This is a genomic window from Oceanicola sp. 22II-s10i (assembly GCF_002210105.1).
Taxonomy (GTDB): Bacteria; Pseudomonadota; Alphaproteobacteria; order Rhodobacterales; family Rhodobacteraceae; genus Pseudooceanicola.
Genome location: NZ_AQQU01000027.1, coordinates 1 through 20,728 on the forward strand (window position 1 = coordinate 1; position 20,728 = coordinate 20,728).

Sequence of the window (20,728 nt, forward strand, 5' to 3'; positions counted from 1 at the left end):
ACCTGCGAGCGCGGTGACGGCGGTGCAACCGCCGGCAGGGGCCCGGCATGACCGAACCAGTCACGGATCATCGTGTGATCAGACCGCAGTATTTTGTCCAGTTGGAAGGACGAGCTGTCCAGCCGGGCCTCGGTCTGGCCGGGCTGACGAGATCATCCTATCGACTTGTTGCTCGACACTCATTCTACGTCCAACTCCCCGAACTTTTCCAAATCGATGATCCGTTCGGGCGGAGTGGCGACCGATTGCATCATGCAACAGTCAGTTCGCAGCTTAGCAATATCGAAGTTCGGGTTCGCTACCTTAAATGCCCAGCTGTTCAGGAAGACGCGTGCAATCCCAGGAATTTCACCCATACCGATGACGTCAGAATAGCTGAAGTGCGGATGGGCACCGCGAACGAGATCTTCGCCACCAATGCGGACATGTACGATGATGGGAACGGTCTCCGAGTGGAGCAGGTGAAGGCCCGATTGATCGCCGAACAACCGTTGCACAACATGCCGATCAAACTCAGAGCCGTGGCTCAAATAGTGGTCGAAACCATTCGCGAGGCCCGATCGAGATAGACTGAAATGAACTTGTCCTTCCCGTCGGCCTTGCTTGTTTTTCGGGCCGACATCTTCAAGTACCTCGGCAAGTCGGTGTTCTAGGTGATGCCACTGAGGATGGGTCTTGAGAATTTCTGTGATTCTTTGCCTGCGGTCTGCGGCCACCAACGGACGCAGACCAAGTTGCTGCACAGATAGGATTTCGTCCGGCAGCAAACGTGTACCATGGAAGACGCAGAATTCATTTGCCAGCAGCCAATCGTAAATTGCGGTTGATGCCGCTTCGATGTCCGTATGCTGAACTACGGCGTCGCCTGCATCCTCGATGAATTCAAACTTCGATGAAGCGAGAGTTTCGATCGCTTCCTTGCCCACCAGAGAAACCGCCAGTTCGCGGAAAGACCCCTCCCAGGTCTCAAACTGATCGTAGTAAATAGTCATTTCTCTGGGGACCTGTGACCGTTGCAAACTGGCTTACCCGTCTAGCGCCTCAGGGGAATCTTGCAAACGATGTCATCGGCGAAAAGCTGCATCTAGTGAGTTCGATCCCTCCGCTCGGTCGCATTTAGACGCCGACGTGAAAACGACGAAAGGGCCGCCCAAAGGCGACCCTCTCTCATTCACGCGTCTGCAGTCTTCTTCGCCGGGTCAGCGACCCGCATAACAGTCAGACCCTTGGCCTCGGCCTTCTGCCCGAGGTTGAGCGCGACCCCGTTGCCTCCGAAGAGCACGACCCCGGTCGCAGCGAACTTGTCGTCCAGCATCTCGTCGTTGCATTTGAACGGAGCCGCCCGCCCATGTGCGGACCAACGCGGATCAAAGCGCGCCTGCGCGACGCCGCGCGCCCGCGCCCACCGTGCCGCAATCATCTCGGCGCCATGCTTGCCACCCTTGTGGCAGAGGAAGATCTCCTGGTTGCGGTTCTGTCGGATGCGCTCGCGAACCCTGTCGAGTGTCGAGAAGATGACGTCGATATCGGTCCAGTCGGTCGCCCCCGAGACGATCAGGGGAACCCCCTCGACCTTCGACTGCGCGGCGGTTTCACGATCATGCTGTTCCAGCAACTGCCGGGCCTCGAAGACCGCTCCGGTCTCCTGAGCGCGAGCACTGGCGCGCGATCCCGCGGCCGGGATGAAGGCATGGCCGGTCTCGACCTCGTAGCATTCCGCCGCCGCCTCGCTCATCACCTCGATGGCCCCGACAATCTCGCGGACCTGCAGGAAGCGGACCTGCGCCTCTTCGAGCGCGGTCTCGGCGATCTCCGATCCGTCGTGGGATTTTGCCAGGGCGCCGATCTTGTCGGCGGTGCGGTCGAGCTCCTTGCCGAGAGCGACCTTGCGGCGCTGCAGGATTGTGGCGAGCCCGTGCGCGAGCGGTTCGATCTCGGCCTCAAGGCCGGTGCCGCGCAGCTGGCCGAGCAGGGCCTCGAAAGTCTCGCGGACGATGCTGTCGGTCAGGATGTGATCGTCGGGGATCGGCAGCTCCGCGTCTTTCTCCGTCAGGCCGAAAAGTTCGATGGTCTCGTAGGCGTTCGCGTTCTCGTAAGTCATGTTGGTGTCTCCAGATGTTCGGGGAACCACCACGTGAGTGTGGTGGCATGGCCGTACGTCTGGTTCACCGAATCTGTCCGGGTCAGGGACGGCGAAGCCGCCGGCGTGCCGGGCGCAAAAGTTTTCCGGGCGCATCGCCCACCACAGGCGCGTCATCGACCACTGGACTGCCCTCTTCACCCCCGCCGCCCTCGCCGAAAAGTTTTGCGATCCTTGACGCGGGCTGATTTGGGGGCCATCCGGAGGATATGCTTCCGCACTCATGTGTGTGTTGACGGTAGGTTTGCCCGACGCGAGCAGGCAAGGGGCGCGACCGGACGCGGGAGACGGATGGAGTGGCGGGATCGTTTTGCACCGCAAAACAGACCGGAGCGCAATCCGGCGGAGCGGCCGGGGAGCGACGTGCTCGCGAGACGGGCAAACCGGGATGCCGGGCGCAACGCCGCGGTGAGGCCGCATGGCCGAATGCGCGACGGGCCGCAGGGCCGTTCTCGCCTGCGACACGCGAAGCCGAGCGGGGGAGGCCGTCAGGCAGTGGGCGCTTCGGGCCAATTGATGCGATAAGGGTCTAAGAGTGGTACGCCCGGAAGAATGGGGACCCACCTGCAGAGGAGGCGGAGGTTGAAATATCTGATCCCGGTCGTCGTGGTCCTGCTGACATCTCCAGCCATCGCGCAGGTGCAGATCCGGGACGCGGACACCATCGTGGTCTCCGGAACACCTGTGCGCCTGAACGGGGTCGATGCACCCGAACTCGGAACGCGGGCGGGCCGGGACGCCAGGCACTGGATGGTGAACTACCTCGATGGCCGTTCGATAGAATGCGAGCTCAACGGCGAGCGGACCCATGACCGATGGGTGGGCATTTGTTACGCCGATGGCGAGGACATCGGCGCCGCGCTGATCGCGGCCGGTCACGCGCTCGATTGTCGGAGATATTCCGGAGGTCGGTATGCCCATCTGGAGACGCCGGCGGCGCGGTCGCGGATCAGGCGGGCCAACTACTGCTAGCGATACGACTGGCAAGTGGCGGTTGCACCGCATTCCAGTGCGCAAACTTAATCAGACAACATCCCCGCAGCACGCATGCTGAACGCGTTCCTCTCCCGTCCGAAGCCGACGATGATGTGATCGTGGACCACGATCTCCATCACCTTGCAGGCCTCCACGATCTTGCGGGTGAGCTCGATGTCGGTCTGGCTCGGATGCGGATCGCCGGAGGGGTGGTTGTGGCAGAGGATGAGGGCAGAGGCATCGAGAACGAGGGCGGCGCGGAGCACCTCGCTGACATATACCGGGAAGTGATCGATGCTGCCGCGAGTCATGACCCTGTCGCGGATCAGCCTGTTCTTCCGGTCCAGAAGCAGCACCCGAAACACCTCGACCCGTTCATGAACGGCGTTCAGAGCCAGGTAGTCGGTCAGCATGGCCCAGGACTGCAGTGCAACGGTCGAGCGGGCATGCCTGCGCAGGATGGTGCGGGCGGCGTCGATGGTCGCGATCTCGGCTTCGGAGAAACCGGATGCGCCTCGTTCGGCAATCTTTTTGGGATCGTGCTGTATCATGTCGTTTCCAATCTTTTAAGAGGATCGCGGCCAGCGCCGCTCAGTTCATGCCTGCGATGACGAGGCCGCATTTCATGGAGGGGCGGCCGCAGGCCTCACAGAAGCCGGCGCGCTGATCCGGTTCGAGTTCGGCGGTGTGATCGCAATCGGGCGCCATGCAGATCGCGGGCACGATGCAGCCCTGCGCATGGTCCTCCAGGAAGTCCACGACATCGGCATAGCCTTCGGCCTCGGCGAGCGTGACCAGCTTGGGATGGGTGAGTTTGAACATGTGTTTGGTCTTTCTGTCGGGGTGAAACGAAAAGAGGGGAGCCGCGCTGTCGCGGCTCCCCTCACGGGACCTGCCTCTTGCGGACAGGGGTCGCTGGCCGACCGGAGACATGCCGACAGCGCTCAGTCAGGCCTGTTTCATCGGAGGAGGATCAGGCCTGCACGGGCGAAAGCGCCCCGGTTGCCCGGGACGCCAGTTCTGTAAAAGTCGCTGCCTGTCAGCCGACGAGGGCGAGCCCGGCGTTGTCCGACCGGTCCTGGCCGGCGCTCTCGACGAAGGGAATGATAGAGAAGGTCTGGCCGCCGCGTTGCTCCTCATTCTGCACGGCGTTCACCCGCAGATCGCCATCCGGCGTGTTGATGAGGAGCGAGACGTAGTCGTTGCCGGTGCGGTTGCTTTTTGCCATCCAGGCCGAGCCGACGCGGATCGGGTGGCCGCGCGGCGAGCTGACTTCGATCCGGTAGTCGGGATGGGTCCCCTCGGTCTTGAACTCGTTCTCGATCAGCATGAAGTCGAGGTCGAACATCATGTTGGCGATGTAGCCGGCGAAGGCGTTGTCGGCATCCATCGCGGTCAGCTCGCCCGAGATCGAGCCGGACTTCATGGAACCGTTCGAAACCAGCGGGATGATCTCGAACTCACCGGTCATCGCTTCGCGTGCTTCCTTCGTCTGCACGGCGTTGACCCGGAAGGGCCCGAGGCCTACATCGATCTGCATCGAGATGTAATGGTTACCGGTGGTGTTGCCGGTCTCGTTCCAAGCCGTGCCGATACGCACCTTCCGGCCGGATTTGTTCACCGCGGTCACGTCATAGTCCGGGCTCCGCTCGGACATCTTCGTCCGGCTCTCGAGCTGGATGGCGATGTCGAACCGGGTGGAGTGGATCATACCGGAATAGGCGGTGGCTGCGGTCTCGGCGTTCCTGGTCAGGGTTCCTGCGAACATGGGTCTTCTCCTTGGGTTTGCCGGTGCCCGGCTTCCTGCCAGAGCACGCGGGATTGCTTTTCGACCCCTCATGGGATCGCAAAACCCAAAGCCCTCTTTCCTTTCTCTCCTGCCCGTCAGCCCGTCCCGGCGTCAGGATGGCCCTCCGACGTCGCCCCTCGCACCTCCCTTCCCTGCTCCCCGTCTGCTCCACGCGTGAACACCGATATGAAGAAGTGGGCCTCGGCCCCGTTCAGGCGACGGCCACTCCGGTCGGTCAGACCGATCGTGCTGCCGTTCGGCACATAGGTGATGAGGTATTGGCCAAAGCTATCGCGATGCACCCGGTAGCCCTCGTTGGCCCAGTGGACGGATTTGCCGGCATCCACGGCGGCCATGATCTGCGTGATGTTCATTTTGATCTCCAGTTCCAGTTTTGACCTTGGCGACGCGGCGCGCTCAGCCCGCAGTGTCGGCATCATGCCTGCACCGCTGGCCCGGCATCGGTGATGTGACGACGCATCGCCTCCAGGCTGGGGCGAGGCGCACGGGCGATGAAGCCGCCGTCCACGTCCGATAGATCGGCACCGCTTAGGCGGCGCGATCTGCCGCCTTGGGAGAGCCCGCCCCCACGATCCGGCCGAGGATCGCGGCGGTCTCGACACCCTCCCCGTGCGGCACGAAGACCCGGAGCTGGTAGGCGATGATCTCGGTAAAACAGCCCAGAGCCTTCAGCCCGTCGATCGCACCCCGGCCGGCCCCGTCGATCTCGAGACGGGCCGCGCCCGCGACCCGGCGGCGGGTGAGCGTGAGGCCCCGGCCCAGGTCGACCGGCGCGGTGGAGCCGAGCGCCGCCGTCAGCATCTCCTGCGGGGTCTTCGGTGTGCCCACCATGAACCGGGCACGCAGCGCGGCCGCACCGTCTTCGCTGACGGTCCGGCCGATCATGCTGCCCTGCCCTTCCGGCGTGACCCGATAGATGCGCTCGTTGCCCGAAGGGATGTCCTTCCAGATCGGCAGCAGGAGCCCGGTGAGGAGATTGAGCTTCGTCGTGGTGGTTTTCGGCAGGCTGTCGGCCTCCGCGTCCCAGAGACGCAGGAACTCCCGGCGCGCGATCTCTTCCCAAGCCGAGGCCTGGTACTTCCCCTCCTCGACATAGGTCGATCCAGTCGGCCGCGTGACCTTACGCATCAGCGTGACGGTCTCCTCGTCATAGATCTGCATGGGCCGCGACGAGATCAGCGCCGCGCGTCCTGAGGCGCGATTGACCATCGGCAGCTTGTCGTGGTTTCGATCCACCGCGTCATCCCCCGCGAGGACATGGACAGGGTCTGTCACCTCGAGCCCGATGATCCGCGTCACCGCCCCGGACCGTGGACAGGTCCAGAGGTCCTCAGCCGAGACCTGCTCGATCCTCTCACCGCGCAGAGTCTCGACCCCGAGTTCGAGCGTGCCCGCGGCCCGCGCCCGTTCGGTCTGATCGGCAATCCGGGTCATGAACTCGGCGAAGAGCGCGTTCTGCATATGGATCGGCAGCGCCAGCATCCGGTTCAGGAAGCGCTGGTTGGGCGGCAACTCTTCCAGCAGCACCCCGTCCTGATCAATCAGCCGAAGCGCGGTCCAGTCCGCGAACCGCTCATAGCTCATCGCCCCGGCACGCCCGGCGGCCAGGTCGGCGTAATAGCCGCGCAGTGCGGCCCGCGCGATCGGGCTTTCGAGATTGTCCTCCTCGCGGAACATACCCTGCGAGCCGGTCTCGCGCTGCCCCTTGGTGAGCGCCCCCAATTGGTCGAGCCGCCGGGCGATCGTCGAGGTGAAGCGTTTCTCGCCATGGACATCCGAGGTGCAGACCCGGAAGAAAGGTGCACTGACCTGGGCCGAGCGATGCGTGCGGCCGAGCCCCTGGATCGCCGCATCGGCCCGCCAGCCGGGCTCCAGCAGGTAGTGCCGCCGCCGCTTCTGGTTCTTCGCCGATCTGGCGGCATGATAGGATCGACCCGTGCCTCCGGCATCGGAGAAGATGAGGATGTCCTTCTCGCCCTCCATGAAGGCCCGGGTTTCCGAGGAATTGCTGCTGGCGGACCGCTTCTCGATGAAGAGCGCGCCGTCCGGCGACTTCAGCGGCCTGACAGAGCGCCCCGTCACCTCGGCCACCGCCTCGTCTCCAACGGCCCAGAGGATCTGATCGAGCGCGGAGGGGATGGGAGCCAGGGCCATCAGCTCCATCATCGCCGCATCGCGCAGGGCTACGGCCTCGCGCGAGACGACCAGAGCGCCATCCGCGTCCCGAAGCGGCTCTGCCACCATGGTCCCGTCGATCTCGACGAGTTTCTGGGCGTGGATCGGGAAAGCCTGTTCGAGGTAGCCCAGGACGTAGTCGCGCGGGGTCAGCGCGCCCTGCGTCAACTCATCCTCGGGGTCCATCGCCTCCAGACGCCGTTTCAGGAGGCTCTCGCCGGTGGAGACCACCTGGATGACGCAGGCATATCCCTCCGCCAGATCCTCGCCGATGGCGCGGATGATGGTCGGGGCCTTCATGCCGAGGAGCAGGTGGTTGAAGAAGCGCTGCTTGGTGCTCTCGAACCGTGACTTCGCTGCAGACCGCGCCGCAGAGGCGTTCGTCTGACCGGAGGCATCGTTGACGCCGGTCGCGGTCAGCGCCGCCTCGAGATTGTGATGGATTGTCCGTAATCGCGAGGACGCGATAATGCGAAGGAATGCGGCACCATCGCTATCATTCAGGGAGTTCAGGGCTACGTCCTTCACATTATTTCTCCGTGGTTCGGGGTCAGAGGGTGTCGAGCCAGTCGAGCAGGTCCGCGTCACGTTTCCATCGCGCGGGTCGATTTCCTGCTGCTGGAACGCCAACCTGTTCGAGCGCCTTTCGCTTGGTTTCGAGGTTGGCCTGGGCATAGTGGTTGGTGGTGTCCAAGCTGACATGCCCCAGCCAGCTTCGGATGACGGTGATGTCGACGCCCGCCGCGACGAGGTGGACGGCCGTCGCGTGCCGGAAACTGTGCGGCGTCACATGCTTCGAGCGAAGCGTGGGTGTCGCATTCGCCGCCGCTGCGACGTAACTCGCCAGCTTGTACCGCACGCCCGATGCCCCCAGGGGTTCGCCGTAACGATTGACGAAGATGCGCTCATCCGGTGCGCGCGGCTGCCGCTCCAGCAGCTTTTTCAGCAACGCCACCGTTTCCGGCCAAAGCGGGCAGATGCGTTCTTTTCGACCTTTTCCGTAAAGACGCACGCAATACGGTGCTTCGAACCGGATCGCCTTGGGACAGAGATCGAGCGCCTCCTGGATACGCGCACCGCTATTATAGAGCAGTGACAGCAGCACATGGTCTCGCATCCCTTCGATGGTCGACCGGTCGGGTTGCGCGAGAATGGCCTCGACCTCCGCTGGCTCAAGATAGCAGGGTGCGGCGGTGGGTTTGCGCTTGAGCGGGATCGCGAGGACCTCTGCACATTGGGCGACATATTCGGGATCCTTGTCCGCCACGAAGCTGAAGAAGCTGCGGATGGCGGCAAGCCGGCAGTTGCGCGTGCCGATCGTGCCCTTGCGACCATGTTCAGCATGATTGAGGAACGCGCGGACCTCGCCGGCGGAGACGTCGGCCAGGGTGATCCTTGCGACACCACGGTCGTTTCGCTCCGCGACGAACCGAAGCAACAGCCGCCAGGTGTCCCGATAGGACTTGATGGTGTGGATCGAGGCGCTGCGCTGTTCCGCCAGCCATTCCTGGAAGAAGGCCCGCAATAGTTCGGGGAAGGGATTTGCGGCTTTCATCACAGCGCCTCCCCGTTGAGGCAGGGGGCACCGACGACGCGGAACCGCTCGCTGGCTTCCTGCAGCAGATCCTGCGTGACGGTGATGTAGACCAGCGTCGAGTTGATGTCCCGGTGACCCAGATAGGTCGAGAGGAAGTGCAGCCGGTCCTGCGGGTTGATGACGGCTTGGTACCATTGGAGGATCCGGTTTACGACCATCGAGTGCCGCAGGTCATGCACACGCGGCCCTGTCCGTCCGGAAAGCGGTTTGAACCCGCCGCGGCGCATGACGTTGGTGATCATCGTTGTGACCACCACCGGGGCGTAACGATCCTTGAAGTGATCCTGCCAGAACAGCCCCGACTGCGGGTCCTGTGGGGCACCAGCGCGCCGCCGCGCATCGAGATAGGCGCGCAGTTCAACCATGACGCTGCCCGATAACGGCAAGATCCTGGTCTTGTAGAACTTCGTTTCCCGGATCGTGATCGTGCCGGATCGAAGGTCGGCGTCGCCCAGATCGAGCCACGCAATCTCACTACGTCGCAGCCCGGCGCAATAGGCCAGCAAGATCATCGTGTAGAGGGTTAGCGGCCGCAGCGGGGCATGCGGCGACGGATAGCATCGGGCAACTTCGAGCATGAGCCGGATGTCAGCCGGGCTGAAGATATGCGGACGCCGGTGCTCCCGCGCCACCTCCCGCTCCGGTCGCGGGTTGAAGCGTTTCGGCGGGATGTTCGGATCGAGCCGTTGCCGCGCCTTGGTCAGGATGCGCCCCAGCTTCTGGCATTCTGCCGCGTGATTGCGGGTCGGCTTTGCTGCCGCCCAATGCGTCAACATCGTCTCAAGCGGCTCTCCGGCCAGTTCCGGATGAGCCTGCAGGAACCGGTCGAACCGCAGCAACCAATGAGCTTGCGTTTCGTACTGGTAGCCCCGGTTTCGCATCAGCGCGACATGGTCACGCATGAAGTCGCCCAGAACGCTGCCGTAGGGCGCAGGCCGATACAGTCCCGCGAGGGCCTCGTCGGGATTGGACGATGCAAGGGCACGCCAGATCGGCTTGTTCTGCTTGATGTTGTGCTGCCTGCGAAGCTCGGCAACGGGATTGCTGGCGATCAACTCGTTCTGGACCAGATAGTCGAGGAAACGGTCAACGATGCAGACCTGGTTCAATAGCGTCGACAATTTCCAGCGCGGTGCCATTTCGCCCAACCAGTCTTCGATCATCTGGCGATCCACTGCAGGGTGCCGGAGCGCAACATCTTCGAAGCTGCGAAGGAACCAGCGATACGTGGGTCTGCTTCCCGGCCGGAACTGCGACTTCTCCAGAAAGGCGTCGATGATGGTGCGATCGGGATCGTGCCAGGCGCTCATGACAGCACCTCCGATCCGGGCACGTCGAGCGCTACCGCCCGCAAATCTTCGGTGGCAAGTTTGAGATAGGTGTTGGTGGACTCGGTTGATCGGTGCCCGAGCACGTCGCCGATGATCTTTTGCGGAACCGACGCCCGCAGCAGTTCAACCGCACGCGCGTGGCGGAAGATATGCGGTCCACGTTTTCCCACCGGGGTGACGCCCGCTGCCGCCAGACGTCTTTTGACCATGCCGTGCAAGTTCGTCATCCGGGTATAGGGTGCAAGAGAGCGGATGAAGATTTCCCGGCATTCGACCTGCGGGCGCCCGGCACGCAGATAGTCAAGCAGCGCATCGCCGACCGGCGTCAGAAGCGGCATGGTGGAACAGGCATTGGTTTTGGTGTGCCGGATCCGCAGCGAATCCGCGCGCCAGTCGATGTCGTCGAGCCGGAGATTGCAGATCTCGCCTTGCCGCAACCCGTAGGTGGCAAGCATCAGCAAAATGGCATGGTCGCGCAGGCCCCTCGGCGACCTGTCTCTGCCGGTGGCCTCCAGAACCAGATCGATCTGGCTGCGGCTCAGGATCGAGGGAACATCCTCGTAGGCATAGAGCATGGGGCCGATGACCTGTGGGCTCAGATCGGTCGGAACCCGCCCCGACTGATGGAGATAGCGTAGCAGCGAACGGAGCCATGCGGCAGAACCCGAGAGCGATATCCGGCGCAGACCGATGGCGCGCATGTCCATGTAGTGATCGATATCGCGCACGGCCATTGCCGAGAGATCGTCGGCGCCGCTGCGGCAGAAGTACCAATCCAGAAAGCGCCGCGCCTCCCGTGAGCGCGCGTCGATCGTCGCATCTGACAGACCGCGTTCGTCACGCATCCAGTTCCCGTAATCATGGCAAATGGCGTGCCGGAGCATCGCACCCGATTCGATTTCTGTTTCAGGCGGCCACGTGCCTTGGGCGAGGCGGAGCAACCTGCCGATCGCTGTTTGCGGCAGCCTGTGCCAGCGTGAGCTGGGCGGACGACCGTAGCGATCCTGAAAGCAAAGGACTGCGTGGCGGAAATACTGATCGACCTGCGCTGGCGTCACCATCGTCACCGGCATGCCACGCTCAGCCAGGTAGTCCAGGAACCGGCGGGCGTAGAGCCGATGGTTGGTCACGACCACCGGATTGTAGTTCTGCTCCATGAGCGATTTCGCAAGCTCTTCGATCAGCTCGTCGTGCAATTTCAACATGAATGTCTCCTCAGACGGTTGGAAAGCCGCCGAGGTTTGCAATCAAAATAATGCGCAGCAAAGCCCGCGCTGATATCCAGAAGCCAAGGAAAACAAAAATGAATCCCGGACACCTTCGCATTATCGCGTCCTCGCGATTACGGACCTTATGCGCAGCTGCGCATAACGTCCGGAAGGCACCGGCATAGGCGTCGTAGATCTCGATCTGGGACGGCGTGAGCGCATGTTCGAGCACGTCATATTCCACGCCGTCGAAGCTGAGCGCCCGAGCCGTGTAGAAACCGAGCGTCTTGAGGTCGCGCGCCACCACCTCCATCGCCGCCTCCCCGCCGGCCTCCATCGCGGAGACAAAGCTCTCGCGGCTCGGGAAAGGATAGTCCGGTCCCTGTCCCCAGAGACCGAGGCGGGAGGCATAGGCCAGATTGTGCACGCTCGTGGCCCCGGTCGCCGAGACGTAGAAGACCCGTGCCCGGGGCACTGCCAACTGCAAACGCAGCCCGGCGAGACCCTGCTGGGAGGGTTTGACGCCCCTGCCCGCCTCAGACCCGGCGGCGTTCTGCATGGCATGTGCCTCGTCGAAGGCCAGCACGCCGTCGAACCCCTCGCCCATCCAGTCGAGGATCTGGCCGAAGCGCGTCGTCCCACATTTGCCCGCCGAGCGCAGCGTCGCATAGGTGACGAAGAGGATGCCGTCGCCCATGGATATCGGCTGGTCGGGCTTCCATTTCGAGAGCGGCTGGATATCCGCGGGCGAGCCACCAAGATCGGTCCAGTCACGGATCGCATCCTCGATGAGCGTGGCGGATTTGGAGATCCAGACCGCCTTGCGCCGTCCCGCGAGCCAGTTGACCAGGATGAGCCCGGCGCATTCCCGGCCCTTGCCACACCCCGTCCCGTCGCCCAGGAAGTATCCGAGGCGATAAGCCCGGGCTTGCCTGTCATCGTCGGCGCGCATCATCCGGGTCTGGTCTTCGTCGATCGTGAACCTGCCCGGCAGGTCGCGTTCGTGGGCATCATTCGCCATGACGATGGTTTCGAGCTGGGCCTCGGAGAGATGGCCCTCTTCGATCAGGCGACCGGGCAGCCGCAGGTCAGTAGCGGCGGCGTTCGACGGCACCGGCGGGGCCACCGAGGCCATTGCGATACTCTCGACCAGCGGCGTGGGATGTTCCTGCGCGCCCGCAATCTCGATCCGCTGAGGACGGTAACGGGCATAGATGTCCGAAACCGGGGTGTTTTCGCGGGGGGTGTCGAGGGCGGTGAAGGCCAGCGGGACGGCTGCCTGGGCTTTGGGTTTGAAGGTAGAGCTTGCGACAACCCGTCGGCTGCGTACGGCGGGAGTAGTGCCCTGACGCGGCATGGCCCGGACCTGTGCACGCGACTGAAGCGGAGCGTCAGATCGGGTCGCGGCGATATCATCGACGATGTGCTGCGCCGCCTCCAGATCGGCCGCAACCGCGCGGACGAACGCGACCTCCTCCTGCACCTTGTCGAAAACCATGAGCTGGGTCTCAACCGTGGTGCCGAGCTTGCGGTAGACATGGCCGGGGATCGTGAGAGCCAGACGCGGCTTCGCGATGGCCGAGGCCCGCGCCCAATGGGCCGCATCCCGCTCCGGTGAAAATCCCGTCGGCATGATCGCCACGAGCCTACCGCCGGGGGCGAGCCGCTTGGCGGCGGCGATCAGATGCTTTGCCGCGACATGCCTGTCGCGCGACCGATCGACCGAGGAGGCGAAGGGTGGGTTCATCACGATGACGCCCGGAAGATCAGATGCGGTCAGGAGGTCGTCGATATGCTCCGCATCATGGCCGGTCACCTCGACCGCGAAGACCGCCTCGAGCAGGGCGCGGCGGAAGGGATCGATCTCGTTGAGCATCGGCTTACCGCCCGCGCGCAGGGCAAAACCGGCCAGCGCGCCGGTGCCGGCCGAGGGTTCGAGGAAGGTCTCACCAGACCGTATGGACGCAGCGCGTGCAACTAGCGCGGCATAGGGCAACGGGCTGCTGAATTGCTGCAGGCGGATCTGCTGCTCAGAGCGCCGCGTTTCCGTCAGGAGCCGCGAGGCCAGCAGTCCGGCAGAGGTCAGCGCGTCTTGGCCAGTCCCCTGTACGACCTGCATGACCGCAGCGGCCTGCATCGCGTCATAAGCCATGCGCCAGGACCAGGCGCCCGCGGCATCGCTGCCGCCAAAGGTCTCACGCATGAGCCGTGCCAAAGACGAGCTTCTGAGCGGTCCTTCGGCGAGTGCGCTGCCGATCAGAGGCAGGACCTCCCTGAGCCGAGCATGTGATGGGATAACGGGGTCGGTGTTCAGCCTACGATTGACCATGGGATCTGTCCTTCCAGTCAGGTTACGGGTCTGACAGGACAAAAAGCCGCCTTTCCACTTTCGGCAGCGGGGAGGAGGCCCAAGCTTCGGAGGCTAGGCAGATCAAATATGTAAAAGGCCCCGTTGCGGGTGTATTCGGCCAAAGCGGCCGTTCAGGCAGCGCGTGGCGAATGACAACTTCGAGCCCAAAGTACCAGTTACTGCACTATGCGCGAATGTCGGCCATCAATGAGACTACGCCTACACACGCGCAATCTCACGGATCAGATCATTTGTCTCTGGTCTCGTCGTTTGGTGCCGATAACGAAGAGCAGAAACAGTTCGCGAAATTTCAAGGCCGTCGATGAGTATCGAAACGAGGCCCCTATCTGCTGGAATTGCCGTGGTTGGCAAAATCACCGCGCCTAATCCCTGCCGCGCGAGTTCGACTAACCAATCCACGCGATTTGACCGATAGGCCGCGTAGAGTTCGTGACCTTGGTCTGTACATGCCCGATGCAACGCATCGCGCATTTCGCAATTGGGTCGATCGAGCATGTCAGTTTCAGCGAGTGTCGAAAGAGAAATAGCGTTTCGTCCAGACAACGGGTGCGACTTGGACACCACAACCTTGTAGGACTCGTCATAGAGCTGGTCTATTCGATAGAGGTCTTCACTGACCGTCGCCGCTGTGACAACGACGTCAAATTCACCCTCTCGCAATCCGGACAGAAGCTTGGAGGCAGACGCCACGATCAACTCTATTTCGGCTTGCGGCAATCGTGTACGGAAGCGTTCCACGGCGGCTGAAATCCGGTTGTGACCAATCGTTTCGCCAACACCGACAGAAATAGGAACCCGCTCTAGTCGCGTGTGGCGGACGGCTTCTGCCTTAGCTGCCTGCGTTTCGTCATGCGCTTTCTGTAGCCTTGGCTGCATGAGTTTTCCGAGTGCCGTCAACCTGCATCCCGCGCGGTCCCTGACAAACAGATCACCCCCGAGCTCGTGTTCAAGTTTCTTGATCGCGGTCGTCAAGGACGGTTGGGAAACATTTGAGGCGCTAGCGGCATGGGTGAAGTTGCGATGCTGGCAGACAGCCAAAAAATACCTGATCTGGTTCATCTCCACTGCCACAGTCTCCGTCACTTTCCGCCATGAGGTTCACCATAGCACATGTCTATCAAAGAATAGAAGTTCGGGATTGGTGCCTGAGGCATTCGGCATGAGAAAAGGGTGCATCGAATCCAAACAAAACAACTTCTCAATCAGGAGGCGACTATGAAAGCCCAAATTCTCAAGACACTCGCCGCTTTGGCCTTGATCACGACATCTGCAGCCGCACAGGAAACCCCAATGGAAAATCACACTGCCAGCTACATCGCCATGCCCGCCGCTGAAGGCCAGACCGAAGCATTCGCCGAATTTCTGGCCGGAGCCGCCCCGATTGTCGCGGACACCGAACCAGGCACCGTGCTTTGGTTTGCCTTGCAAGACGACGATACGCTCGCGATCTTTGATATCTTCGTGGATGAAGAAGCGCGCAATGCGCATTTCTCCGGCGCTGTGGCCGCGGCTTTGAACCAAAATGCCGACGCGCTGGTCGCCGGGGGCTGGGACGATGGTGTTGTCGCGAATATCAACAATTCGGATGTCCTGTCGGTGAGGGAACCGGTTGATCTCTACTCGGCGACGACAGCCACGTATATCACGCTCGAAGCAGCACCCGGCAAAGGGCCGGAGCTGGCAGCCTTGCTGACCGCAGCTGGTCCCATCGTCGGAGAAACCGAACCTGGCACATTGTTCTGGGCGGCGCTGCAGATTGACGAAACATCTTTCGCAATCTTCGACATCTTCACCAACAATGCTGGCCGTGAAGCACACTTTGCCGGTCAAGTCGCCGGGCTGCTGAACGAACGGGCAGCGGAGTTGGTCGCTGGCGGGTGGGACGACGGTGTGGTCGCTAACGTCCACAACTTCGACATCCTCGCCATCAAGTAACGCGATGTGACAGGAACAAGAGGCGTCTGGTGCAACGCATCAGGCGCTTTGCCGAACGAATTTAGATTCACCGTTAAGCTGTCGTTCGAGTAACTGCAGCGAATTAGCGATTTGTCCGCGCTGCCGACGCTTGCACAGGTCGCAGACAATGACCGCTTCAGCGTAGGCCGACAGATCAGAAGCACCCTTCCAACGACAAGAGCAGAACCATTTGATGCCGTCCAAGCAGCGTACACGAATTGCGGGCACTCGAGGATCAGGACCGGTTCGACAGCTTCAGTCCGCCTGCGGCGCGGAGGCGCTGCACCTCGCGCAAGATCGCGTCGGTAAAGGCCGGACTGAAAGAGCCGCGCGGTGTCCGCTCTTCGAGCGTATAGGAGGCCTCGAGAATATCGGCGTTCAACTCGTTCAGGATCACCCAGAGCCGGAGATCGATCTCAAGGCCCGCACGCCTGGCCTCGGTCTGGGGTATCTCCAGCGCCGACCGCCCCGGGCCCGGAGCTTTGCTGGTGATCGGCGCGATGAACATGACATGCTGGCCAGCTTGATTGGTTACGACGATCACCACGCAGGACGGCCGCTTCTTGCGACCCTCCGTCTCTCCTCGATCCGCCTGCCATTTCCAGAGATAATGATAGTCGAAGACTTGCCCCGCCGCAGGAAAGTCAGCGGTCACGGAAATGCTCTTCAATTCCCTGATCGAGAAGGCTCCCGAGGTCCTCTGGCATATCAGCCACATCGAGTGCCACCTGCGACCCATACCCGGCCGTCAGGGCCTGGAACCGCTCCATCGACATGACCACGAAACGTGGCTTACGGTGTTTCGTGATGGCGACCGGGGCTACGGTCGCCGCCTCGAAGAGATCGCCCGTATTTCGGGTCAAATCCCCCGCTGCGAACTGTTTCATCCTGGCTCTCCACGCATTCTCAGACTTAATAAGTATATACAGAATTTCCCAATATTCTGCAAGAGGCAGGTTGAAAGGCCTCTCCTCAAGGTGGTGCATCGTCAGACCCCCGGCGGGAAAAGAACTCCTCCAGGACAGGGCTCGCCGCACCCTGCGCCGAGCTGAGACGTTCCGATCCCGCCAGAGAGGCCTTCGACAGACGCACGAGACCGCCGGTTTCCTCGATGCGGTAACACCGGCGTTTTTGCCCTCCACGCCGGTAATGGGTGGCGGTTACGATCTGGCAGGTGCTGCCGTCGGTCAGCGTGACCGGCGCTGCAAGCCGTATCCGGTCCCCCTCATCGTAGTCCGGGATCGCTGCCCAGTCCCGGCAGCGCTTGCGCCAAGCATGGGCATAGCTGTCGGGATCCTTCAACTCGGAGAGCAGGGCCAGAAGGCTGACGGGCGCCCGCGACTCCACCGGGCCGGAAGCCTCCTCCATGTCCTTGTAGCCCCAGCATCCATCGTCATAGCGCGTCAGGAAGACGGCCCCGAAGGTGATCGACCCGTCGGCATCGGGCAAGTAGGTCGCATCCTCAACCGGCGCACCATCGAGCGTCGTTATCCTGGCCGCGGCATACCAGGTCGAGCCGACCTTGCAGGCCTTGAGCAGGACTGTCTTGCGGGTATCCGTCTCGAAGGTGCAGAGCCGGGCGATCTCTGCCTTCTCGTCCGCGTAGGTCGTCACACGGCGGTCGGTGTAGAAGAGCCAGCCCATTATGCCACCCTCCGGTCGTCGACCTCGATCAGCGCGTCCAGCGGCACCCGGTAGGGCAGCATCTCGTCGAAATCCTCGCAGTTGCCGCGGTTCTGCACGAGCGCCTGGGTATCGGTGGCGTCCATGAGGATGACCCGGAACGTGCCGCCGAGACCGGAGGGGACATCATAGGTGCCGCCGATCAGGTAGTCGGCCGCACGGCGCGCAAAGACCCGGATCGTGTGGCCATCGGTCGCCAACCGAATGGTGTCGTGTCCGCGATCGAGGAGCATCTGCACGTCGTCGAGAATGTCGGTGTAGAACTGGCCGGTCAGATCACGAAACGCCGCTTGCCGGGCCGCCATCCAATCGGGATCCCGAAACGGGTTGATGCCTGCGGCGAAAGCATAGGAGGGGTCGGCGCGTTCCGTCGTGACGATCCGCGTGGTGGAGCCATCAATCCCGTTCGAGCGCAGATGGACACCATTGCCGACGATCAGGATCAGGGCGGGGTTGCCGACTGGGCCATTCCAGTTCGGCAGGAAGGTGGAGCAGCCGCGCGCATGCGCGATTTGGGCCGCGACGTCCGCGGCGGAAAAGCTGAGAAGTGCCATTGGATTTACCTGTGAGTTTGACAGAGGTGCGACCCGCACCGGCAATGCGGTGCGGGTCGGCTTCAGGGTCAGGCCGCCTCAGAGACCTCGGTTTCGCCTTCGGTCGGCTCGGCGCCGGGGGCTTCGAACGGTTTGGTGCCCGAGGTCTGCATCATCGGCGGACACCAGGCCGCGACCGCCGCCCGCTGCGCCTCCGTCAGGGTGGCGAAGGGCTCGGCGAAGAGCTTGTCGCAGAAGGCAACGACCTCTTTCTTGGTCGAGGACGCCAGGGTCACCGCCTCCTGCGCGAGCCCCAGCTCCTCACCGAGGATCTTGAGGAGCCATGCCTTCTTGAACCGGTTGAAAAGCGCCGCATTCGGTGTCCAGTGCGCCCGGATGTCCGGCATCACCTCGATCTCGAAATCATGCATCAGGCTGTCGCGCTGCCGGTCTCGCGCCAAACAGGACTGCGTGGTCGCCGCCGTGGCGTAGGCCACGAGCTTGGCCTTTTCACCCGCATCCAGCGCACGAAACAGCGCGAACTGATCGGCGGGGGACTTCGCATCATCCGCCCAGGAGAGATCGAGCGCGTCATGTGCGGCAGCCACCTGTTCGAGGGACGTGCCATCGATCTCGTCCATCTTGGCGTGGGTGCGATACTCCTGACGCGCATCGACCTTGAACGCCTGGGTCACGCCCATACCGCTGGTCAGCACGTCGGTGACCAGTTTGAACAGCGTGAGATCCAGCGTGGCCTCCGGGTGCTTCGTCATGGCAGCGCCAAGCGCCATCGCCCGCTCGGTCTTCAGATCCTCGGTCAGCGAGGCGGGGTAGGTGATCTCGTCGCTGTCCGAAGCGCCCTCTTCCGCAGAGGTGCCGGGCGCTTTGTCGGACCTCTCCGGCCGGTCTTCGGGACGCACCAGCCCGACATGCAGGGAGATCTTGCCCTGCGCCCAGGTGGCGATCACGCCGGAGCGGGCAAGATCCTCGGTGCTGTAGGCCTCCTGCAGATCCCGTGCCTCGGCCTCAAGCGCATCCACCCGTTCGTAGAGCGCATTGTACGCCTCGTCAGCGAGTTCCTCGTTCTCCATCTCGCGCTCGAGCTTCTCCAGCTCGGCGGTGACCTCATCGACGCGTTGCTGGCCGCTTTCATCGGGCTCGACCGGCCCCGGATAGACCCGGCCGAATTCAGCCATGGCGGCGTAATCGTACCGGATCACCGCTTCGGCCCAAGCGAAGCCCACCTCCGCGCGCGCCTCTTCGGCCGCGGCGGTGAGTTTCTCGATGAGAATGGTCTCGACCAGCGTAGAATCCTCGAGCACGGAATGCTCGTCCAGGAGGTCCGCCGCGATGGCACCGCCACGCGCCTCGTAGTCCTTCCGCACAAAGGCCCCAATGTCGTCACTGACCTGCACACCGCGAGACTTCAGCGCGTTCCTGACCGTATAGGCCTGCAGGTAATTGCCCTCCTTGGTGAGCGCCTCGAAAACCTCTTTCTGCACCTCCTGGCTTGGATGATCCGCGAAGGCTTTCATCACGTCGAGCGTGATCGCCTTTGCACGTGCCGCTGCGCGGATCTCCGGATGGATGAGCCCATAGCGCAGTCGGCCTTTGACTGCTGCGACCGTGGTGCCGAAGGTCTTCGCGATGGTCTCTGGCGTCTGGTCATCGACCTCCATCATGCGCGCGAAGGCCTCGAACTCGTCGATGGCATTCATCGGCGCCTGGGTGATGTTCTCGGCAAGCGACAGCGCGGTGGTCACGTCGCAATCGTCGGGGACCAGGCGGCAGTCGATCTTGGTGCGATTGGTGAACCCCTTGGCCGCCTTGTCCGCGACCAGTTCCATGAGGGCCGCATGACGCCGACCGCCTGCGAGGACACCGAACTTGCCGTCGATTTGCTGGACGAGCAGCGGCTGGAGGAGGCCCAGCACCGCGATACTGGCCTTCAGGTGCGCGATGGTGTCGGAGGCGTAGGCCTCCGGGGACTGAGCCCGCACATTCGCGGGATGGGCTACGAGATCGCCGATGGCGACCGAAACGGGCTGCAGGGCTTGAGTCATGAGATGTCCTTCTCTGGGTTCTGCGCCACCCGGACATCCCGGGCGGCCTGACCGATCCCCGGATCCGGGAACCAAAAGGACAAAAGGCCCACTTTCCCTTTCGAAGGGTCAGCGGGCCTTTCGGTGTTGGTGAAGGAGGCGCGGCGCCCCTACCAGTCGTGCGCCATCATGATGGTCAGAACACGCGTGGTGGTCTCGGGGTTGTCCGGATCCTCGGCGCCATAGCGGAAATCAGAATCCGCTTCATAGAGATCGAGTTTCCAGAACACGGTCTCCCCACGGATCGTGACCGCCCCGAAATCGTGCCAGCCCTCGGGATCGTTCTCAGGCTCGAAAGTCTCAAACTCCCCGGTGGCTTTCACAGCCTCGGCCATGAAGCCCTCACCAGCTTCCATCAATGACCGGGTCACATGCACCCGGCCCTGGACGGACCGATCCGGTGGCACCCCGAGGCAGGCAAGCCTGCGGAACGCGTCGTTCTGCGCGGCGATGGCGGCCGCGTCGGGCGGGGTGAAGGCGGCAGGTTCAGGATGGCTCATGGGTCTGTCCTTTCCGGATGGGTTGAAACCACCAGACCCAAGGCCTCCTTTCACTTTATCCGGCAGTCTCAGTCGCAATGGATTCCTGCCTCACGCGGCCTGCTCCGCCTGCCCCACCTCCGATGCGGCAACAAGAAAATCGCAGGCGCGCTGCGCATCCGCCGCGTGTTTGAAGATCGCCCGCTTGTCCGACCGAAGCACACGAAGCCAGTTGTCGAGATAGGCCGCGTTCAGCTCCAGCGTATGTGCCGAAACCCCCAGCTTCTGGCCGAGGAAAACCGTGCAGAGCTCAGCGACATATCCTGACAGTCCAGCCCCATTCTGAAATTTTCCGGCAATGAGAACGG

Annotated in this window: 21 protein-coding genes; 2 read left to right on the plus strand and 19 right to left on the minus strand. The window is 62.7% G+C overall.

Annotated features, from left to right (window positions below):
- Positions 1-179: 179 nt before the first annotated feature.
- Together ATO6_RS24380 and ATO6_RS24385 are read right to left on the minus strand one after the other, a co-directional pair.
- Positions 180-992 (minus strand): hypothetical protein, encoded by an 813-nt coding sequence (locus ATO6_RS24380; protein ID WP_088626517.1) that lies wholly within the window; start codon positions 990-992, stop codon positions 180-182.
- Positions 993-1,171: 179 nt separating this feature from the next.
- Positions 1,172-2,101, minus strand: coding sequence for a DUF2493 domain-containing protein (locus tag ATO6_RS24385; RefSeq protein ID WP_088626518.1), 930 nt, complete (start codon positions 2,099-2,101; stop codon positions 1,172-1,174).
- A 621-nt stretch (positions 2,102-2,722) separates the two neighbouring features.
- Between ATO6_RS24385 and ATO6_RS24390 the strand changes: the two genes are divergently transcribed.
- Positions 2,723-3,112, plus strand: coding sequence for a thermonuclease family protein (locus tag ATO6_RS24390; protein ID WP_254919274.1), 390 nt, complete (start codon positions 2,723-2,725; stop codon positions 3,110-3,112).
- 47 nt (positions 3,113-3,159) lie between these two features.
- Here ATO6_RS24390 and ATO6_RS24395 read toward each other — a convergent pair whose 3' ends face one another.
- From ATO6_RS24395 to ATO6_RS24440, 10 genes are all read right to left on the minus strand, one after another.
- Positions 3,160-3,666 (minus strand): RadC family protein, encoded by a 507-nt coding sequence (locus ATO6_RS24395; protein WP_088626520.1) that lies wholly within the window; start codon positions 3,664-3,666, stop codon positions 3,160-3,162.
- A 40-nt stretch (positions 3,667-3,706) separates the two neighbouring features.
- The gene (locus ATO6_RS24400) at positions 3,707-3,937 is read right to left on the minus strand and encodes a hypothetical protein (protein ID WP_088626521.1); all 231 of its coding nucleotides are present in this window, start codon (positions 3,935-3,937) and stop codon (positions 3,707-3,709) included.
- Positions 3,938-4,154: 217 nt separating this feature from the next.
- Positions 4,155-4,883 carry a DUF736 family protein gene (locus ATO6_RS24405; protein WP_088626522.1) on the minus strand — a complete coding sequence of 243 codons (729 nt, stop codon included), beginning with the start codon at positions 4,881-4,883 and terminating at the stop codon, positions 4,155-4,157.
- Positions 4,884-4,999: 116 nt separating this feature from the next.
- A complete protein-coding gene (locus ATO6_RS24410) occupies positions 5,000-5,278 on the minus strand; it encodes a hypothetical protein (protein WP_088626523.1) in 279 nt (92 codons plus the stop codon).
- A 175-nt stretch (positions 5,279-5,453) separates the two neighbouring features.
- On the minus strand, positions 5,454-7,628 hold the full coding sequence (locus ATO6_RS24415) for a strawberry notch C-terminal domain-containing protein (RefSeq protein ID WP_254919275.1): 2,175 nt from the start codon (positions 7,626-7,628) through the stop codon (positions 5,454-5,456).
- A gap of 22 nt (positions 7,629-7,650) precedes the next feature.
- Entirely contained in the window at positions 7,651-8,655 is a 1,005-nt protein-coding gene (locus ATO6_RS24420; protein WP_088626524.1) for a tyrosine-type recombinase/integrase, read from the minus strand.
- Complete coding sequence (locus ATO6_RS24425; RefSeq protein ID WP_088626525.1) at positions 8,655-10,007, minus strand: tyrosine-type recombinase/integrase; 1,353 nt, start codon at positions 10,005-10,007, stop codon at positions 8,655-8,657. The genes ATO6_RS24420 and ATO6_RS24425 overlap by 1 nt, the downstream gene beginning before the upstream one ends.
- Entirely contained in the window at positions 10,004-11,233 is a 1,230-nt protein-coding gene (locus ATO6_RS24430; protein WP_088626526.1) for a site-specific integrase, read from the minus strand. The genes ATO6_RS24425 and ATO6_RS24430 overlap by 4 nt, the downstream gene beginning before the upstream one ends.
- A gap of 10 nt (positions 11,234-11,243) precedes the next feature.
- Entirely contained in the window at positions 11,244-13,439 is a 2,196-nt protein-coding gene (locus tag ATO6_RS24435) for a strawberry notch-like NTP hydrolase domain-containing protein (protein ID WP_254919276.1), read from the minus strand.
- A 366-nt stretch (positions 13,440-13,805) separates the two neighbouring features.
- Positions 13,806-14,666, minus strand: a complete 861-nt coding sequence (locus ATO6_RS24440) for a LysR family transcriptional regulator (RefSeq protein ID WP_217899066.1) — start codon at positions 14,664-14,666, stop codon at positions 13,806-13,808.
- Between the two features lie 156 nt (positions 14,667-14,822).
- On the opposite strand from ATO6_RS24440, the gene ATO6_RS24445 reads away from it, so the two are divergent.
- Positions 14,823-15,542, plus strand: coding sequence for a putative quinol monooxygenase (locus ATO6_RS24445; protein WP_047998196.1), 720 nt, complete (start codon positions 14,823-14,825; stop codon positions 15,540-15,542).
- A 256-nt stretch (positions 15,543-15,798) separates the two neighbouring features.
- On the opposite strand, the gene ATO6_RS24450 is transcribed toward ATO6_RS24445, so the two are convergent.
- The 7 genes from ATO6_RS24450 to ATO6_RS24480 form a co-directional block, all read right to left on the minus strand.
- Positions 15,799-16,218 (minus strand): hypothetical protein, encoded by a 420-nt coding sequence (locus ATO6_RS24450; RefSeq protein ID WP_088626529.1) that lies wholly within the window; start codon positions 16,216-16,218, stop codon positions 15,799-15,801.
- Positions 16,208-16,450, minus strand: a complete 243-nt coding sequence (locus ATO6_RS24455) for a type II toxin-antitoxin system Phd/YefM family antitoxin (RefSeq protein ID WP_088626535.1) — start codon at positions 16,448-16,450, stop codon at positions 16,208-16,210. Before ATO6_RS24455 ends, ATO6_RS24450 begins: the two co-directional genes overlap by 11 nt.
- 85 nt (positions 16,451-16,535) lie before the next feature.
- Entirely contained in the window at positions 16,536-17,207 is a 672-nt protein-coding gene (locus ATO6_RS24460) for a hypothetical protein (protein ID WP_088626530.1), read from the minus strand.
- On the minus strand, positions 17,207-17,800 hold the full coding sequence (locus ATO6_RS24465; RefSeq protein ID WP_088626531.1) for a regulator: 594 nt from the start codon (positions 17,798-17,800) through the stop codon (positions 17,207-17,209). Before ATO6_RS24465 ends, ATO6_RS24460 begins: the two co-directional genes overlap by 1 nt.
- Before the next feature lie 68 nt (positions 17,801-17,868).
- Positions 17,869-19,842, minus strand: a complete 1,974-nt coding sequence (locus ATO6_RS24470; RefSeq protein ID WP_088626532.1) for a ParB/RepB/Spo0J family partition protein — start codon at positions 19,840-19,842, stop codon at positions 17,869-17,871.
- 149 nt (positions 19,843-19,991) lie between these two features.
- Positions 19,992-20,381 (minus strand): DUF3768 domain-containing protein, encoded by a 390-nt coding sequence (locus tag ATO6_RS24475; protein WP_088626533.1) that lies wholly within the window; start codon positions 20,379-20,381, stop codon positions 19,992-19,994.
- Between the two features lie 90 nt (positions 20,382-20,471).
- Positions 20,472-20,728, minus strand: a 257-nt coding sequence (locus tag ATO6_RS24480; RefSeq protein WP_254919277.1) for a zincin-like metallopeptidase domain-containing protein, incomplete at its 5' end; no start/stop codon positions are given.

Coding starts and splice junctions, on each gene's coding strand:
- ATO6_RS24380 (WP_088626517.1), bottom strand. CDS start 992: ATGACTATTTACTACGATCAGTTTGAGACCTGGGAGGGGTCTTTCCGC.
- ATO6_RS24385 (WP_088626518.1), bottom strand. CDS start 2,101: ATGACTTACGAGAACGCGAACGCCTACGAGACCATCGAACTTTTCGGC.
- ATO6_RS24395 (WP_088626520.1), bottom strand. CDS start 3,666: ATGATACAGCACGATCCCAAAAAGATTGCCGAACGAGGCGCATCCGGT.
- ATO6_RS24400 (WP_088626521.1), bottom strand. CDS start 3,937: ATGTTCAAACTCACCCATCCCAAGCTGGTCACGCTCGCCGAGGCCGAA.
- ATO6_RS24405 (WP_088626522.1), bottom strand. CDS start 4,883: ATGTTCGCAGGAACCCTGACCAGGAACGCCGAGACCGCAGCCACCGCC.
- ATO6_RS24410 (WP_088626523.1), bottom strand. CDS start 5,278: ATGAACATCACGCAGATCATGGCCGCCGTGGATGCCGGCAAATCCGTC.
- ATO6_RS24420 (WP_088626524.1), bottom strand. CDS start 8,655: ATGAAAGCCGCAAATCCCTTCCCCGAACTATTGCGGGCCTTCTTCCAG.
- ATO6_RS24425 (WP_088626525.1), bottom strand. CDS start 10,007: ATGAGCGCCTGGCACGATCCCGATCGCACCATCATCGACGCCTTTCTG.
- ATO6_RS24430 (WP_088626526.1), bottom strand. CDS start 11,233: ATGTTGAAATTGCACGACGAGCTGATCGAAGAGCTTGCGAAATCGCTC.
- ATO6_RS24435 (WP_254919276.1), bottom strand. CDS start 13,439: ATGCGTGAGACCTTTGGCGGCAGCGATGCCGCGGGCGCCTGGTCCTGG.
- ATO6_RS24440 (WP_217899066.1), bottom strand. CDS start 14,666: ATGAACCAGATCAGGTATTTTTTGGCTGTCTGCCAGCATCGCAACTTC.
- ATO6_RS24445 (WP_047998196.1), top strand. CDS start 14,823: ATGAAAGCCCAAATTCTCAAGACACTCGCCGCTTTGGCCTTGATCACG.
- ATO6_RS24455 (WP_088626535.1), bottom strand. CDS start 16,450: ATGAAACAGTTCGCAGCGGGGGATTTGACCCGAAATACGGGCGATCTC.
- ATO6_RS24460 (WP_088626530.1), bottom strand. CDS start 17,207: ATGGGCTGGCTCTTCTACACCGACCGCCGTGTGACGACCTACGCGGAC.
- ATO6_RS24465 (WP_088626531.1), bottom strand. CDS start 17,800: ATGGCACTTCTCAGCTTTTCCGCCGCGGACGTCGCGGCCCAAATCGCG.
- ATO6_RS24470 (WP_088626532.1), bottom strand. CDS start 19,842: ATGACTCAAGCCCTGCAGCCCGTTTCGGTCGCCATCGGCGATCTCGTA.
- ATO6_RS24475 (WP_088626533.1), bottom strand. CDS start 20,381: ATGAGCCATCCTGAACCTGCCGCCTTCACCCCGCCCGACGCGGCCGCC.